At 61.8% G+C, this 13,692-nt stretch carries 16 protein-coding genes; 10 read left to right on the plus strand and 6 right to left on the minus strand.

What is annotated here, in order from left to right; translation table 11 throughout:
• The first annotated feature begins 11 nt into the window (after positions 1-11).
• Positions 12-359 carry a hypothetical protein gene (locus AX760_RS09040; RefSeq protein WP_071832555.1) on the plus strand — a complete coding sequence of 116 codons (348 nt, stop codon included), beginning with the start codon at positions 12-14 and terminating at the stop codon, positions 357-359.
• A gap of 61 nt (positions 360-420) precedes the next feature.
• On the opposite strand, the gene AX760_RS09045 is transcribed toward AX760_RS09040, so the two are convergent.
• The 5 genes from AX760_RS09045 to AX760_RS09065 all read right to left on the minus strand — a co-directional run bounded on the left by AX760_RS09045 (position 421) and on the right by AX760_RS09065 (position 6,364).
• Positions 421-2,559: a vWA domain-containing protein gene (locus AX760_RS09045; protein ID WP_071832556.1), complete on the minus strand. Its 2,139-nt coding sequence runs from the start codon at positions 2,557-2,559 to the stop codon at positions 421-423.
• Positions 2,556-3,086: an RNA polymerase sigma factor gene (locus tag AX760_RS09050; RefSeq protein WP_071832557.1), complete on the minus strand. Its 531-nt coding sequence runs from the start codon at positions 3,084-3,086 to the stop codon at positions 2,556-2,558. Before AX760_RS09050 ends, AX760_RS09045 begins: the two co-directional genes overlap by 4 nt.
• A 90-nt stretch (positions 3,087-3,176) precedes the next feature.
• The gene (locus tag AX760_RS09055; RefSeq protein WP_071832558.1) at positions 3,177-3,899 is read right to left on the minus strand and encodes a phosphodiester glycosidase family protein; all 723 of its coding nucleotides are present in this window, start codon (positions 3,897-3,899) and stop codon (positions 3,177-3,179) included.
• A gap of 87 nt (positions 3,900-3,986) precedes the next feature.
• Positions 3,987-4,679 carry a ferredoxin gene (locus AX760_RS09060; protein ID WP_071832559.1) on the minus strand — a complete coding sequence of 231 codons (693 nt, stop codon included), beginning with the start codon at positions 4,677-4,679 and terminating at the stop codon, positions 3,987-3,989.
• A 110-nt stretch (positions 4,680-4,789) separates the two neighbouring features.
• The gene (locus AX760_RS09065) at positions 4,790-6,364 is read right to left on the minus strand and encodes a trimethylamine methyltransferase family protein (protein ID WP_071832560.1); all 1,575 of its coding nucleotides are present in this window, start codon (positions 6,362-6,364) and stop codon (positions 4,790-4,792) included.
• A 469-nt stretch (positions 6,365-6,833) separates the two neighbouring features.
• Between AX760_RS09065 and AX760_RS09070 the strand changes: the two genes are divergently transcribed.
• Positions 6,834-7,532: a corrinoid protein gene (locus tag AX760_RS09070; protein ID WP_071832561.1), complete on the plus strand. Its 699-nt coding sequence runs from the start codon at positions 6,834-6,836 to the stop codon at positions 7,530-7,532.
• Positions 7,533-7,614: 82 nt separating this feature from the next.
• Here AX760_RS09070 and AX760_RS09075 read toward each other — a convergent pair whose 3' ends face one another.
• Positions 7,615-7,773 carry an entericidin domain-containing protein gene (locus tag AX760_RS09075; protein ID WP_071832562.1) on the minus strand — a complete coding sequence of 53 codons (159 nt, stop codon included), beginning with the start codon at positions 7,771-7,773 and terminating at the stop codon, positions 7,615-7,617.
• A gap of 59 nt (positions 7,774-7,832) precedes the next feature.
• Between AX760_RS09075 and AX760_RS09080 the strand changes: the two genes are divergently transcribed.
• From AX760_RS09080 to AX760_RS09115, 8 genes are all read left to right on the plus strand, one after another.
• Positions 7,833-8,432: a DUF1638 domain-containing protein gene (locus tag AX760_RS09080; protein ID WP_071832563.1), complete on the plus strand. Its 600-nt coding sequence runs from the start codon at positions 7,833-7,835 to the stop codon at positions 8,430-8,432.
• 136 nt (positions 8,433-8,568) lie between these two features.
• Entirely contained in the window at positions 8,569-9,213 is a 645-nt protein-coding gene (locus tag AX760_RS09085; protein ID WP_071832564.1) for an exopolysaccharide biosynthesis protein, read from the plus strand.
• 9 nt (positions 9,214-9,222) lie between these two features.
• Positions 9,223-10,011: a formyl transferase gene (locus AX760_RS09090; RefSeq protein WP_071832565.1), complete on the plus strand. Its 789-nt coding sequence runs from the start codon at positions 9,223-9,225 to the stop codon at positions 10,009-10,011.
• A gap of 146 nt (positions 10,012-10,157) precedes the next feature.
• Positions 10,158-10,460, plus strand: a complete 303-nt coding sequence (locus AX760_RS09095; protein ID WP_071832566.1) for a virulence factor — start codon at positions 10,158-10,160, stop codon at positions 10,458-10,460.
• Positions 10,453-11,025: a methylenetetrahydrofolate reductase C-terminal domain-containing protein gene (locus tag AX760_RS09100; RefSeq protein WP_071832567.1), complete on the plus strand. Its 573-nt coding sequence runs from the start codon at positions 10,453-10,455 to the stop codon at positions 11,023-11,025. The genes AX760_RS09095 and AX760_RS09100 overlap by 8 nt, the downstream gene beginning before the upstream one ends.
• Before the next feature lie 3 nt (positions 11,026-11,028).
• A complete protein-coding gene (locus tag AX760_RS09105) occupies positions 11,029-12,123 on the plus strand; it encodes a methylenetetrahydrofolate reductase (protein ID WP_071832568.1) in 1,095 nt (364 codons plus the stop codon).
• Between the two features lie 121 nt (positions 12,124-12,244).
• The gene (locus AX760_RS09110; protein WP_071832569.1) at positions 12,245-13,192 is read left to right on the plus strand and encodes a methyltetrahydrofolate cobalamin methyltransferase; all 948 of its coding nucleotides are present in this window, start codon (positions 12,245-12,247) and stop codon (positions 13,190-13,192) included.
• Between the two features lie 91 nt (positions 13,193-13,283).
• On the plus strand, positions 13,284-13,625 hold the full coding sequence (locus AX760_RS09115) for a hypothetical protein (RefSeq protein WP_071832570.1): 342 nt from the start codon (positions 13,284-13,286) through the stop codon (positions 13,623-13,625).
• Positions 13,626-13,692 lie beyond the last annotated feature (67 nt).

A 13,692-nucleotide genomic window follows, 5' to 3' on the forward strand; every position in this document is an offset into this window, starting at 1 on the left:
AAAGACCAAGCATGAACGGTACAGCTGCCGCATTTCCCGATCGCGACGCCGTCGCAAGCAAACTTGCTAATCTTGGCGAGACCGAGCAGTCCTACCTGCGTCTCCTGATGGAGAACGCGGCGCAGGACGGAAATCTTCTCGAGGGTCTGTACCGCTATCTCGATCTCGCCTCGGAAGCGCGCTTCCTGAACTCCCTGAAACTCGAGACGGCCGGCGAGTGGATCGGCACCCATGCCCCCGCCCGGCTGCAGATCCGGCTCATGGAAGCGGCGCGCTCGAGCCAGCACGCCGCCTTTGCCGCTTTCCGTACAGGCCTTGTCCGCTCCGGCGGTTTGGAGCGTGCCTACCCGAAGGCCTGAACCGCCCGGCCGATCACCGGCTTTTCCAGTGACCAGCCCTGCCAGCCAGGAACTTTGTCCGTCACTCGCCGGACAGGCTTTTTGCGAGCCGGACAAGATTGAGGAATTCGGCACGGTAGCTATAGGGATCGTCGCCTCTGGCGCCTGCGGCAAGTTCGAGGATGGCGTCATAGGCATAGGCTGCGACTGCATCCGTGCCGCGCAGCTTCTGCCCGAAGGCGGCAACCGCCACCGAAAATCGGGCATCCGCGCCTGCCGCGTCGAGGCTGGTGACAGCGTTTTCCTCGGTCACCGGCGTGGTGATCAGGCGGCTGGTGTCGCTATCCGGCTGCTTGTAGCGGATCTTCAGGAAGGCCAGCTCGCCCCCCTTGCCCGGCGCTACCGCCGCTTCTTCCGATGTCTTCCCCGCCTGGTAGCGCAAATCGTCGTTCAACACGGCCGGGCTGCCCTTCGGCGTCACCTCATAGATCGCCGTCACCCGATGGCCGGAGCCGATATCGCCGGCATCGACGCGGTCATTGTTGAAATCCTCGCGCTTCAACGCCCGCGTTTCATAGCCGATCAGCCGGTATTCGGCGATCTGTGTCGGGTTGAACTCGACCTGGAACTTCACATCCCTGGCGATCGGGAATAGCTGCGATCCGGCCTCCTCGACCAGGGCTTTCTGCGCCTCGGCCAACGTGTCGATATAGGCGGCAATGCCGTTTCCATTCTGCGCCAGCGTCTGCATCAGCGCATCATTGTAGTTGCCACGCCCGAAACCGAGCACCGAGAGGAAAATGCCAGCCTTGCGCTTCTCCTCAATGACGGCCTTCAGCGCATCGTCGCTGGCAGGGCCAACGTTGAAATCGCCATCGGTCGCCAGCAGGATGCGGTTGACGCCATCCTTGGCAAAACCGCTTTGCGCCAGCGCATAGGCTGCCTCGATCCCCTGCGCACCCGCCGTTGCGCCACCCGGCTGAAGCGTGTCGATGGCCGACAGGATCGTCTGCTTGTCCTTGACCTTTGTCGGCTCCAGCACCGTGCCGGCATTGCCGGCATAGGTGACGATCGAGACCGTGTCGTCGGGTTTGAGTTTTTCGACGAGAAGGCGGAAAGCGCTTTTCAGAAGCGGCAGCTTGTCTCGCTCCTCCATCGAACCCGAGACGTCGATGAGAAAGACCAGATTGGCGCGCGGCGCAGCCGCCGGCAGGACATCATAGCCCTTGATCCCGATATGCATCAGCCGGGTGTTCGGGTTCCAGGGGGTCGGCAGAAGCTTGACCGTCGCCTTGAACGGCGCGGCGTCGGTCTCCGGTCCCGGCCAGTCATAGGGGAAATAATTGACCATCTCCTCGACCCGCACGCTGTCCTTGTCCGGCAAACCGCCGGCCAGAAGCGCCTTGCGAACAAAGGCATAGGAGGCCGTGTCGACATCGGCGGAAAAGGTCGAGACCGGATCGGAGGCAACGCTCTTGACCGGATTGTTATCCTCGCTTGAAAAGCGATCACCGCTCTTCTCCGGCTGCGGCAGAAGACCATCCGGAAGCAAAGACGGAGCAGGCATCGCCTCCTGCATCATCGTGGTGACCTGTCGTGTCCGTGTGAGCGTCCCGACCGGTGCCGCAGCGTCCACTGACTGCGATTCCGCGCGCTGTGGCTGCACACCGGATGCAGCCCCATCAGCGATCGGCGCAAGCTTTTTCCCATCCGAACTGCGACCTGCATCCTCGGAGGGGTTATTTTCCTTCAACAGCATCCCAACAGGCTCCCCCGTCAAGTCGGTTGGTTTGACTGCCGTTTCTTGCTCGAGGGGCACGGCCTTCGTTTTCGCTGCATCCGCAGCAGCCTCGTCGCCAATTTTCGGATTTTCCGTTGGCAGCACATCGCCGGCAATCTCGAGATCCGGCTTGCCAACAGGCAGATTGCCGCGCGTGAGTTCGAGGGTCAGAAAGGCGGCGGCAGGGACCACGAGAAGCGTGGCGAGTGCCGAGCCGGCCAGAAGTTTCCTGTTCATGATGGGGCTCCATATCCAGTTGATGATGGAGCTTTGACGCCAGCCGTTCTGTTTTCCTTGGGGGGCGGTCGAAAACTTTTCTTTGCCCGCGTCCTGCGCGTCGAACGCCTGCATCGCTGCAGCAACCGCCCGCGCCCGCGCATCTGCAGACGCTGCAGGCGTTGCGGTCTTCGAAAGTCTGTCGAGTTCGTCGGTCATGATCACACCGTCTCCCTGCCGAGCAGGATTTTCAATCTTTTGCGCGCCTCATGCACATGAAAGGACACGGTGCCCTCGGAGCAGCCCATGACATCGGCGGCGGCAGCGTGGTTCAAACCCTCGGCATAGACGAGCAGCACGGCATCGCATTGTTTTTCCGGCAGGCTGCGCACCGCTGCCCAAAGGGCATCGGCCTGCGCCGTATTGTCATTGGCCGCCGCAACTGCCGCAAAGGCCGGGTCGGCGATGAACTGTCCGGCATTGCGCCGTTCGCGCGATGCCTTGCGCTGATGATCGCGGACAGCATTGAGCGTCAGCGTATAGAGCCAGGTCCGGAAGCGGCTTGTGCCGCGAAAGCTGCGGATGGCTTGACCAAGTTTGACGCAGACATCCTGGGTGATGTCCTCCGCATCCGCACGATTGCCCGACCACCGCCAAGCAACCGCATGGACAAAATCATAGTGCTGTTCCAGAAGCGCGCTGAACGCCTGCCGGTCCCCCTTTTGTGCACTCTCGATCAACGTCGCGTCCAAGATCCCGCCCGCTTTTTAAGTCCTCATCACACTAGACGTCTGCTGGAGGACATTCCTTGGGTGCCTGACAAGATTTTTTTTATTCTGGCCTCAACGCCGGCGTTCCACCACCGCAATGATCGGCCCCATCGGGAAAATGCGGTCGTGACGACCGATGTCAGGCGCAAACAGGCTGGAGATGGAGCCGTCGAGAAACAGCGCATTCGGGCAGTCGAGACGATCCCGAAACAGAACAGCGAAATCGTAAAAGCGGACAGGTCCGTTCGAAACCACGAAATGCACGATCCCGTCGCGATCGATTCCGACGCCGTTGCGGATCTTCAGGCTGTCGCTGTCGGCCAGAAAGCGCGGATGCAGGACGCCGTCGATCACCAGCATCGGCCCAGACTGCGTCGCATAGATCGGCTTTAAGCCCGCCTTGAGAAAGGCTCCCGTTTCCAGAACGCCAGCTTTGCCCGGCACAACGAAGAACACGCCATTCGGCAGGAGATGGAAATTGCCCCAGCCGGCTTTTGTGCTGATTGGCTGCTTTTCAATGCCGACCTCGGTGAACAGGCCGACCGGAGACAGGTCGGCGTGATACATGCCACCATTGACGGCGAAAACCATAGTTTCGCGGTCGAACCGGAGATCGTCGGCCAAAGCCTTGAACGATCGGTAAGGCACGCCTCTCCGATCTTTGTTGTAGGTGCGGATCTCGGTGCTGGCCGGGTCGAAGCTGCAGATCGTGTAATCGCCGCCCGCGGGGGCAATATGCCGACAGGCCGCATCCGCCGTCTTGCCACCGGCGAGAAACCCGGCAAGGATGATCATCAGGCTTTTCAGTGCGTGCAAGACAGCAACCCCTCTTTTCCCGTCCTGCATCACCGCCGATTGCGGCAAAATCGCGAAGATGCCGGTTCAAAGCGGTCGCCAAAGCGCCGCCATGTGAAACTGCAACTGCGCCTGTTTATAGCGATAGTCCGTGCCAACGGGACAGGCATTGCGCGCTATACAGCCGCCCTCCCCACAGCCATCAGCACCTGCCTTTGTTGCAAGATGCGTCCGGCAGGCCGAAACCGCAAACCCGCCCGGCTGCACCGCATCGACCGGACAGCATGAAAGACAGGGCTTGTCCCGGCAGCTATCGCACGGATGCTCTGTCTTGTCGGCGCCCGTCTGCAGCTGCGCACGGTCGAACGCCAGCGCCGCACGATAGCCGTGCCAGAGGCCGTATTGCGGATGGATCAGGATGCCGAGCGGCGAAGTCTTGATCCCCTCCGCCCGCACCGCCCATTGCTGGAACGGCTGAAACGGCGGATCGGACGGGAAAAACGGTGTTGCGCCAAAGGCTGTGGCGACCGGCCGGATTACCGATTTTGTCCAGTCGTCGAGAGGATGATCGGTCGGGGCTGCGCTGCCGCGCCAGCGCTCGAACGCCGGCCATATCGAACTGCCGACATTGCCGATCAGGACTACGGAACGCGCGGGCCGACCATCGGCAAGATCCGGCGCCGTTTCGCCCAATGCGAAGTTCACCGTGCCGCGCAAAAAAAGTCCGTGCGGTTCGAGAACCGCACGGACTTGCTCAACTGATCGGTTGTCATCCGTCATTTCGGCATTGGCCCGCGAACCGCGTTGTAGTGCGACCGCCAGACCTCCTTTTGTATGAGGTCCGCCACTTTTGCCGTGCCGCCTTGCTCCCTGGCGCTCTCGGGCTCGCTTCAGGTGAAGGCGTCGGGCATGGAATCCTTCTTCTCGGCGATGAACTGCTTCAGCGCATCATCGATCGCGGGATCAAGATGGGGGGCCTCGTACTGGTCGAGCCAGCTGCGGCACAGCGCGTTGGCCCGCTGCTCGATGCGTTTTTCGCCTTCGACTTCCCACTGTTCGTAGGAATTATTGTCGGCCAGCGCCGAGCGATAGAAGGCCGTCTGGAAATTGGCCTGGGTGTGGGCGCAGCCGAGATAATGGCTGCCGGGACCGACTTCGCGGATGGCGTCGAGCGCCTGCGCATTCTCCGAAAGATCGATGCCTTCTGCGAGTTTCTGCATCATGCCGAGCTGGTCCTGATCGATCATGAACTTCTCGTAGGAGGAGACCAGACCGCCTTCGAGCCAGCCGGCCGCGTGCAGCACGAAGTTGGTCCCGGCAAGCAGCGTCATGTTGATCGTATTGGCCGATTCGTGCGCTGCCTGCGCATCCGGAACCTTGGAGCCGCAGAGCGAGCCGCCGGTGCGGAACGGAAGCCCGAGACGGCGGGCGAGCTGGGCAGCGCCGTAGGAAACCAGCGACGGCTCCGGCGATCCGAAGGTCGGCGCACCGGATTGCATCGAGATCGAGGCGGCAAACGTGCCGAACAGAACCGGTGCGCCGGGGCGGATCAGCTGCGTGAAGGCGGCACCGGCCAGAACCTCAGCCAGAATCTGCGTCAGCGTGCCGGCAACCGTGACCGGGCTCATGGCACCGGACAGGATGAACGGCGAAATCACGCAGGCCTGGTTATGGCGCGCATAGACCTTCAGCGCCCCGACCATGGTCTCGTCGAAGACCATCGGCGAATTGGCGTTGATCAGGTTGAGCGTGACGCAGTTGTTTTCGACAAATTCGTCGCCGAAAACCAGCTTGGCCATGGCGATCGTGTCTTCGGCGCGTTCAGGCGCCGTCACCGAGCCCATGAAAGGCTTGTCGGAATATTTGATATGGCTGTAGATCATATCGAGGTGGCGCTTGTTGACCGGCACGTCGACCGGCTCGCAGACCGTGCCGCCGGACGAATGGATCGACGGCGCCATATAGGCGAGCTTCACGAAATTGCGAAAATCCTCGATCGTCGCATAGCGGCGCACGCCTTCGAGGTCGCGCACGAAGGGGGGGCCGTAGACCGGCGCAAAGCAGGTGGCCTTGCCGCCGATGGTGACGTTGCGCTCGGGATTGCGGGAATGCCAGGTGAAGCTCGACGGCGCGGTCTTCAACAGTTCGCGGCAGAGACCTTTGGGAAAATGCACCCTTTCGCCACGCACGTCGGCGCCGGCCTGCCTCCACAGCTCCAGCGCTTCCGGATCTTCACGAAACTCGATGCCGATTTCCTCGAGGATAAGATCGGCATTGTTCTCGATCAGTTGCAGGCCGTCTTCATCGAGGACCTCGTATTCCTTGATCTTGCGGGTGATGAACGGCAGTGAGGGGCCAGCGCCTCCACCGGTCCGCGACGCCCGGCGGGCGGCGGCTCCGCGGCCTTCGCCGCGCGTGCGGCGACCGCCGGCTTCAGCTTCGGTCTGTTCGATCTTGTCGCTCATCTCTGTCTTCCTCGCTCCCGTGCAGTCGCTGCACCGTCATTCGAAAACTATGCTACCAACAGGCCAAGTCGAGACGGTTCTTAATGCGTCACCAAGTGACGCAGGTCGGATACCCGCGCAGGCATGGCGCATTTGCCGCCTCCGCTACGCGTTGCCATCGTTGTTCCAGACCGGCCGGCACAGGCTCTGAACCCGCTCATAATCTGTTGTTTTTGTTAAGCAGATTCGGCTACAAAATAGCGCTGGACGGTTATCGTCGTTTTTCATCGCATGCGGCGTCGCTTTCGAAAAGGGGTTTCCGTCGCAATGCGGTTAACGATGACAGGCTGGAGGCAGTGTCGAGGCATTTCGTGCTTCGCTCTGGGCGTTGGCGCCGGTGGGACGGAGCGATGCCGGCAAGGATGCTTTATTGACAGATGCGCTGTGACCGGACCATGCTGACCGGGCGCACAAACCGAGGAAACCGATCATGGCAGACGACGAAATCATTCTCGAGGATCTTTCCGACGAAGAGCTTGTGCAGCAGATGCACGACGATCTCTATGACGGCCTGAAGGAAGAGATCGAGGATGCGACCAATATCCTGCTGAAGCGCGGCTGGGTTCCCTACGACGTCCTGACCCAGGCGCTGGTCGAAGGCATGCGGATCGTCGGCGTGGATTTCCGCGACGGCATCCTGTTCGTTCCAGAAGTGCTGCTCTCGGCCAATGCCATGAAGGCCGGCATGTTCATCCTGCGTCCGCTGCTCGCCGCCACCGGCGCGCCGAAGCAGGGCAAAATGGTCATCGGCACCGTCAAGGGCGACATCCACGACATCGGCAAGAACCTCGTCGGCATGATGATGGAAGGGGCTGGCTTTGACGTCATCGACCTCGGCATCAACAATCCCGTCGAAAACTATCTCGAGGCCATCGAGCGCGAGCAGCCGGACATTCTCGGCATGTCCGCCCTTCTGACGACGACCATGCCCTATATGAAGGTCGTGATCGACACGATGAAGGAAAAGGGCATGCGCGACGACTATGTCGTGCTGGTCGGCGGTGCGCCGCTGAACGAGGAATTCGGCAGGGCTGTCGGCGCCGATGCCTATTGCCGCGATGCAGCCGTCGCCGTCGAGACAGCCAAGGAATTCATGAAGCGCAAGCACAACCAGATGTCCGGCGCCTGATCGGTTCCAAATGACACCGGAGAAACGAAAACGGCCGCGCCTGTCAAAGGCGCGGCCGTTTTCATTCGGGAACTCAGAAATCTTAGTTGGCAGCGCGTTCGACGTTGCGGCCGGCATCCTGCGTTGCATCCACCGTGTTCGCAGCATCACGGCCGACGCCACGGATCGTGTTGCCGCAGGCGCTGAGTGTGGTGAGTGCGAAGAGAACGACGCCAACGGTCGCGATTGTCTTTGCTGTCATGGTCTGGATTCCTTTAGATTGGTTCAACATGAAACTGCGATGGAAGTGATCCAACAGCCATGAAACGCACGAGTGCGGAAAAAGTTCACGTGATTGCCTGCGGTGCGATCGCCCGTGAAATTCTGGCGGTCTGCGAAGCCAACGGTCTCGATCATATTGACCTCGCCTGTTTGCCGGCCATCTGGCACAATACGCCGGACAAGATCACGCCGGGCATCAAGGTGGCGATCGACAAGGCGCGGGCTGCGGGTTTCGAGCGCATTTTCGTCGCCTATGCCGATTGCGGCACCGGCGGGCATCTCGACCGGCTCTGCGAAGAAGAAAAGGTCGGGCGCATCGCCGGGCCACACTGTTTTTCCTTCTTTGCCGGCAATGCCGATTTCGAATCGCGCTGGGACGAAGACTTCACGGCGTTCTTCCTTACCGATTTTCTCGCCCGCCAGTTCGAGGCGTTTGTCATCGAACCGCTCGGGCTTGATCGCCACCCCGAGCTGCGCGACATGTATTTCGGCCATTACCGCAAGCTGATCTATCTGTCGCAGGTGGAGGATGCGGCCCTTCAGGCCAAGGCGAAAGCCGCCGCCGAAACGCTCGGCCTTGCCTATGAATATCGTCATACCGGTTATGGCGATCTGACGCCTGCGCTGCTCACCCTCTGACGACGGGCGGTCGAAACCTTCCGTTAGCCTTGCGAACAATTTTAAGCTTTTCCTCATCCCTGCCTTAAGTCGATCGTAAGCACACCGCACCAGACTGATCGACAACAAGCAAGAAACGGAACTGAACGGGGAAGAGATGACGGACACGTTTTCTACGGGCACACAGGCCAAGTCTCGAGCACACGGCCATTCCGATCGCCAGCTTTCGCATCTGCTGCGCAATCTCGCACTCAACTCCGGACCGAAAGTGACGCTGCGCGACATCGCGGTCGCCATGGAAGACCGCTCCTTCGGCGCCTTCCTCGTCGTCTTTGCTTTGCCCAATCTCATTCCCTTGCCGCCGGGGGCGACCTTCATTCTCGGCCTGCCGCTGATCTTCGTTGCCTGGCAGATGTTCGCCTCGCGCCGGACGCGCATCTGGCTTCCGAAGCGCATGGGCGATTATGCCTTCGAACAGGCGAGTTTTGCCGCCATCGTCACCCGCATCACGCCCTGGCTGGTGCGCGCCGAACGTCTGGTCAAGCCGCGTGCCTGGTTTCTCGGCAGCCGGTTTTGCGAGCGTCTCGTCGGCCTTCTGGCGCTGATCCTTGCGATTGTCATCTTCCTGCCGATCCCGTTTGGAAACTGGCTGCCGGCCTTTGCGCTCGCCATCATCGGCTTTGCCCATACGGAGCGTGACGGCATCAGCCTTCTGGTCGGAACGACGATCGGCGTCGGATCGATCGCGATCGCCACCGCCGTGGTGTTTGCCGCCGGTACCCTCCTCAGCTTTTTGTTCTAGGGCGGGCGCATGCGCGACAACACGGCATCCGGCCCCCGCATCGTCGTCGTCACCGCAGGCGGAGCCAATCCGCAGATCATGATCAACGCGCTGGCGAGCCGCTTCGGGACCGAAGCGATCACGGTCGTCCAGGAGGAGCCCGAATCAAAATCAGTATTTTTGAGGCGCCGCGCCCGGAAACTTGGCTGGATCGCCGCTGCCGGACAATTTGCCACCATGGTTGTTTCGAAGGTCGGCAAGCGCTTCACACATCTGCGCGCCGTCGAGATCCTGCGCGACTACGGCGTCAGCGACGAACAAAATCCGGCGATTGCCGTGCTGCCCATCAGCAGCATCAATGAAGCCTCGGCCGCAGCGCGCATATGCGATCTTGCCCCCGACGTTGTTTTCCTGATCAGCTGCCGCATGCTGAGCCGCGCCACGCTGTCAGCCCTGCCCTGTCCCGTCCTCAATTTCCATGCCGGCATCAATCCGCATTATCGCGGCCTGATGGGCGGATACTGGGCGCTGGCCAGCGGCGACGCGGCCAATTTCGGTGCGACCGTGCATCTCGTCGATGCCGGCGTCGATACCGGCGACGTCCTCTACCAGTCGCGCATGACCCCGTCGAAGCGCGACACGCTGCACACCTACCCGCTGTTGCAGACGGCTGCTTCCACCGACATCGCGATCAGGGCGATCGAGGACGTTCTGGACGGCGCGATCCGTCCGGTCGCGACGTCCGGCCCCTCCAAGCAATGGTATCATCCGCCGATCTGGACATGGCTCTGGAATGGCATCGCGCGCCGCATCTGGTAGTCGGCACGTCCACGCCCTATCATCGTTTTCCGGTATATTTCGCCGATGCTGCAGGAAGGTCGCTTTTGAGCCTGTCGCGCGTCGTGGCGAGATGAGCCACGAGCCACCGACATGCGCATTGTCGGACAAGAGGAGAATTCACAGAGATGGCAGACCGCATTATCGTATACTGGCGCGATATTCCCGCGCAGGTCATCATCAAACAGGGACGCAAGACCGCCAAGCGCGAACTCTCCCTGCGTTTCACCGAAGCGATCGACATGGCGGCCATGCGCACCGGGGCTGCCGAATCCGGCGACTATCTTGCCGAATGGCGCAAGGCCGCCCCGACCCCTGTTTCCGACGACCTTGAAGCCGAAGCCGACACCGCGGCAGCGGAAATCGAGGCGGCCTACGACAAGGAACGGCTGGTGGCGCTGGTGAAAGCGGGTGGCAAGGACAATGGCTGACGCAAAACCCGGCAATGCCGCCCCCGCCAAAAAGGCTGCCACCGGCGCCTTCACGCCATCCGGGGTGTCACCCAACCGGCGTGCCCGCCGCAGCTATACGATCCGGCTCTGGGCCGTGCGCCACGCGCGCTTCCTCGAATGGTTCTACCATCGCTTTGCCAGCACCTTCCTGCTTCTGCACCCGCTCTGGAAGGCGATCGGCTACAGCCGCGTGGAAGCGCCGATCACCTTCATCGAGCGCAACGTCAAGGGCCTCATGTTCGACTGTCGCATGTGCGGCCAGTGCGTGCTGTCGTCGACGGGCATGTCCTGCCCGATGAACTGTCCGAAACAGCTGCGCAACGGCCCCTGCGGCGGCGTGCGCGCCAATGGCAACTGCGAAGTCGAGCCCGACATGCCCTGCGTCTGGGTCAAGGCCTGGGAAGGCTCGCGCAGCATGGTCGGCGGCGACGCGATCCTCAAGGTGCAGCAGCCGGTCAATCAGTCGCTGCGCGAAACATCCTCCTGGCTGCGCGTCACCGCGCAGGCCGCAGAAGCCCGCGAAGCGGCAGCGAAGGACGCCTGAGCCATGGCGCATATCGACGAAAACCCGCTTGGACGCGACCTGCCGCTCGATCCCCTGCCCGGGCATTCTTCGCGCGGACGGCTGGAGCGTGTGCTCAGGCGCGGTGAATTTGCCGTAACAGCCGAGCTCAACCCGCCCGACAGTGCCAATCCGCAGGACGTCTACGAGCGCGCCGCGATCTTCGAGGGCTGGGTCGACGGCATCAACGCCGTCGATGCCTCCGGCGCCAATTGCCATATGTCGTCGGTCGGCATCTGCGCCCTTCTGACCCGCATGGGTTATGCGCCGATCATGCAGATCGCCTGCCGCGACAAGAACCGCATCGCCATCCAGGGCGACGTGCTGGGGGCTGCCGCCATGGGCGTGGCCAACATCATGTGCCTGACCGGCGACGGCGTGCAGGCCGGCGACCAGCCGGGCGCAAAGCCCGTCTTCGACCTCGACTGCATGTCGCTGCTCGAAACGGTCCGGATCATGCGCGACAACGGCAAGTTCCTGTCGGGCCGCAAGCTGACGACACCGCCGCAGGTGTTTCTGGGGGCGGCCATCAACCCCTTCGCGCCGCCCTATGATTTTCGTCCCTATCGCCTCGCCAAGAAGATCGAGGCCGGCGCGCAATTCGTGCAGAGCCAGTATTGCTTCGACGTGCCGATGTTCCGCACCTACATGGAGAAGGTGCGCGATCTCGGCCTGGACGAGAAATGCTACATCCTCTGCGGCGTTGGCCCGCTTGCCTCCGCCAAGACCGCGAGATGGATCCGTTCGAACGTGCCCGGCATCCACATTCCCGATTCGATCATTGCCCGCCTCGAAGGCGCGCAGGACCAGAAGAAGGAGGGAAAACAGCTCTGCATTGACATCATCAATGAGGTGAAGGAGATCGCGGGCGTGTCCGGCGTGCACGTCATGGCCTACCGCCAGGAAGAATATGTGGCCGAGATCGTCCACGAATCCGGCGTCCTCAAGGGGCGTACGCCGTGGAAGCGCGAATCCAACCTTGGCGACGCACTGGTGGCCGAACGCATGGACGCATTGCGCGATGGCAAGACCGAAAACCAGGAGGAAATGGCCGACGTCGCGGCCCATCGGCCGCACTGACCGCCTTCCTGCAACAATCAGGGTGCCGCTGTCAGGCGCACCTTCCTAAAACACGCCGGTTATCCTAAACAAACGGGCCATCCAGACAGACCGGATGCGCCACCCGACCAGAGGATCAGACATGACCCGCACCATCGTTGCCTCCGCCACACGCGAAATCATCATCGGCTTCGACCAGCCCTTCTGCGTCATCGGCGAGCGCATCAATCCGACCGGCCGCAAGAAACTGGCCGCCGAGATGATCGAGGGCAATTTCGACACCGTCATCCGGGACGCGCTGGAACAGGTCGCCGCCGGCGCCACCATGCTCGATGTCAATGCCGGCGTCACCTCGGTCAACCCGAATGAAACCGAGCCGGGCCTGCTTGTGCGGACCATGGAGATCGTCCAGGGCCTTGTTGACGTACCGCTGTCGATCGACAGCTCGGTCACCGCTGCCATCGAAGCGGCACTCAAGGTCGCCAAGGGTCGCCCGCTGGTCAATTCGGTCACAGGCGAGGAGGAGAAGCTTGAGGCCATCCTGCCGCTCTGCAAGAAATACGACGTTCCTGTCGTTGCCATTTCCAACGACGAGACCGGCATTTCGATGGACCCCGACGTTCGTTTCGCAGTTGCGAAGAAAATTGTCGAGCGTGCCATGGACTATGGTATCAAGCCGCACGATATCGTCGTCGATCCCTTGGTGATGCCGATCGGTGCCTTGGGTGATGCCGGCCGCCAGGTCTTTGCGCTGCTCTACCGCCTGCGCAACGAATTGAAGGTCAACACCACCTGCGGCCTGTCGAACATCTCGTTCGGCCTGCCGCATCGCCACGGCATCAATGCCGGCTTCATCCCGATGGTCATCGGTGCCGGCATGACGTCGGCGATCATGAACCCCTGCCGTCCGCAGGAAATGGAAGCCGTGCGCGCCGCCAACGTGCTGAACGGAACGGACCCGAACTGCGGCAACTGGATCATGTCCTATCGTGACCACAAGCCTGGTGAAGCCGTAGCGGCCTCGACGGCTGCCCCCGGCGCCTCCAGCGGTCGTCGCGGCGGACGTGCCGGCCGCGCCCGTCCGGAATAAAGCCGCCAGCGGCTGGAATAAAGCCTGATCCCCCGGAATCATCCGGCGGGATCGGGCGCAAAAGGCGGAAACCCGCCCGGAAAGAGACAAGATGTTTTTCAGTGCTGATCTGCTCGACGAATGTGCGAGCCTCTGGTTCCAGGCCCCGATGGTCATGTCGTCGCGCCTGCAGGACCTTGCCGCATCGAGCCTGAGCGGATCAACGGGCGGGCCGGCCGAAGTCGGCCAGATGATCAACGAGAAACTGTCCGCAGCCGTCGAGAGCGTCATGGCCGTCAACATGGCCATGGTAAAGGAAGGCATGATTGCCGTCACGGCGCTTGCCACCGGAACCTGTGCCGGCATGGCCGGTGCCTCCGACCGCGTCGCCGTTGCGGCCCTCGAACCCTACGGCAAGCGCGTTCGCGCCAATGCGCAGCGTCTGAGCAGATAGCCAAGGCTTAAAAGGAATGAACTGACCGTGTCGGCTGAGCAGAACAAAAGCGATCCCCTCGTCCTCT

The organism is Pararhizobium antarcticum (genome assembly GCF_001885585.1).
Lineage (GTDB): Bacteria > Pseudomonadota > Alphaproteobacteria > Rhizobiales > Rhizobiaceae > Pararhizobium > Pararhizobium antarcticum.

What these genes read in the sequence shown, in the direction of transcription:
- AX760_RS09115 (WP_071832570.1), top strand. Translation starts at nt 13,284, where the DNA reads ATGTTTTTCAGTGCTGATCTGCTCGACGAATGTGCGAGCCTCTGGTTC.
- AX760_RS09105 (WP_071832568.1), top strand. Translation starts at nt 11,029, where the DNA reads ATGGCGCATATCGACGAAAACCCGCTTGGACGCGACCTGCCGCTCGAT.
- AX760_RS09080 (WP_071832563.1), top strand. Translation starts at nt 7,833, where the DNA reads ATGAAACGCACGAGTGCGGAAAAAGTTCACGTGATTGCCTGCGGTGCG.
- AX760_RS09070 (WP_071832561.1), top strand. Translation starts at nt 6,834, where the DNA reads ATGGCAGACGACGAAATCATTCTCGAGGATCTTTCCGACGAAGAGCTT.
- AX760_RS09095 (WP_071832566.1), top strand. Translation starts at nt 10,158, where the DNA reads ATGGCAGACCGCATTATCGTATACTGGCGCGATATTCCCGCGCAGGTC.
- AX760_RS09085 (WP_071832564.1), top strand. Translation starts at nt 8,569, where the DNA reads ATGACGGACACGTTTTCTACGGGCACACAGGCCAAGTCTCGAGCACAC.
- AX760_RS09090 (WP_071832565.1), top strand. Translation starts at nt 9,223, where the DNA reads ATGCGCGACAACACGGCATCCGGCCCCCGCATCGTCGTCGTCACCGCA.
- AX760_RS09065 (WP_071832560.1), bottom strand. Translation starts at nt 6,364, where the DNA reads ATGAGCGACAAGATCGAACAGACCGAAGCTGAAGCCGGCGGTCGCCGC.
- AX760_RS09060 (WP_071832559.1), bottom strand. Translation starts at nt 4,679, where the DNA reads ATGACGGATGACAACCGATCAGTTGAGCAAGTCCGTGCGGTTCTCGAA.
- AX760_RS09040 (WP_071832555.1), top strand. Translation starts at nt 12, where the DNA reads ATGAACGGTACAGCTGCCGCATTTCCCGATCGCGACGCCGTCGCAAGC.
- AX760_RS09110 (WP_071832569.1), top strand. Translation starts at nt 12,245, where the DNA reads ATGACCCGCACCATCGTTGCCTCCGCCACACGCGAAATCATCATCGGC.
- AX760_RS09075 (WP_071832562.1), bottom strand. Translation starts at nt 7,773, where the DNA reads ATGACAGCAAAGACAATCGCGACCGTTGGCGTCGTTCTCTTCGCACTC.
- AX760_RS09100 (WP_071832567.1), top strand. Translation starts at nt 10,453, where the DNA reads ATGGCTGACGCAAAACCCGGCAATGCCGCCCCCGCCAAAAAGGCTGCC.
- AX760_RS09055 (WP_071832558.1), bottom strand. Translation starts at nt 3,899, where the DNA reads ATGATCATCCTTGCCGGGTTTCTCGCCGGTGGCAAGACGGCGGATGCG.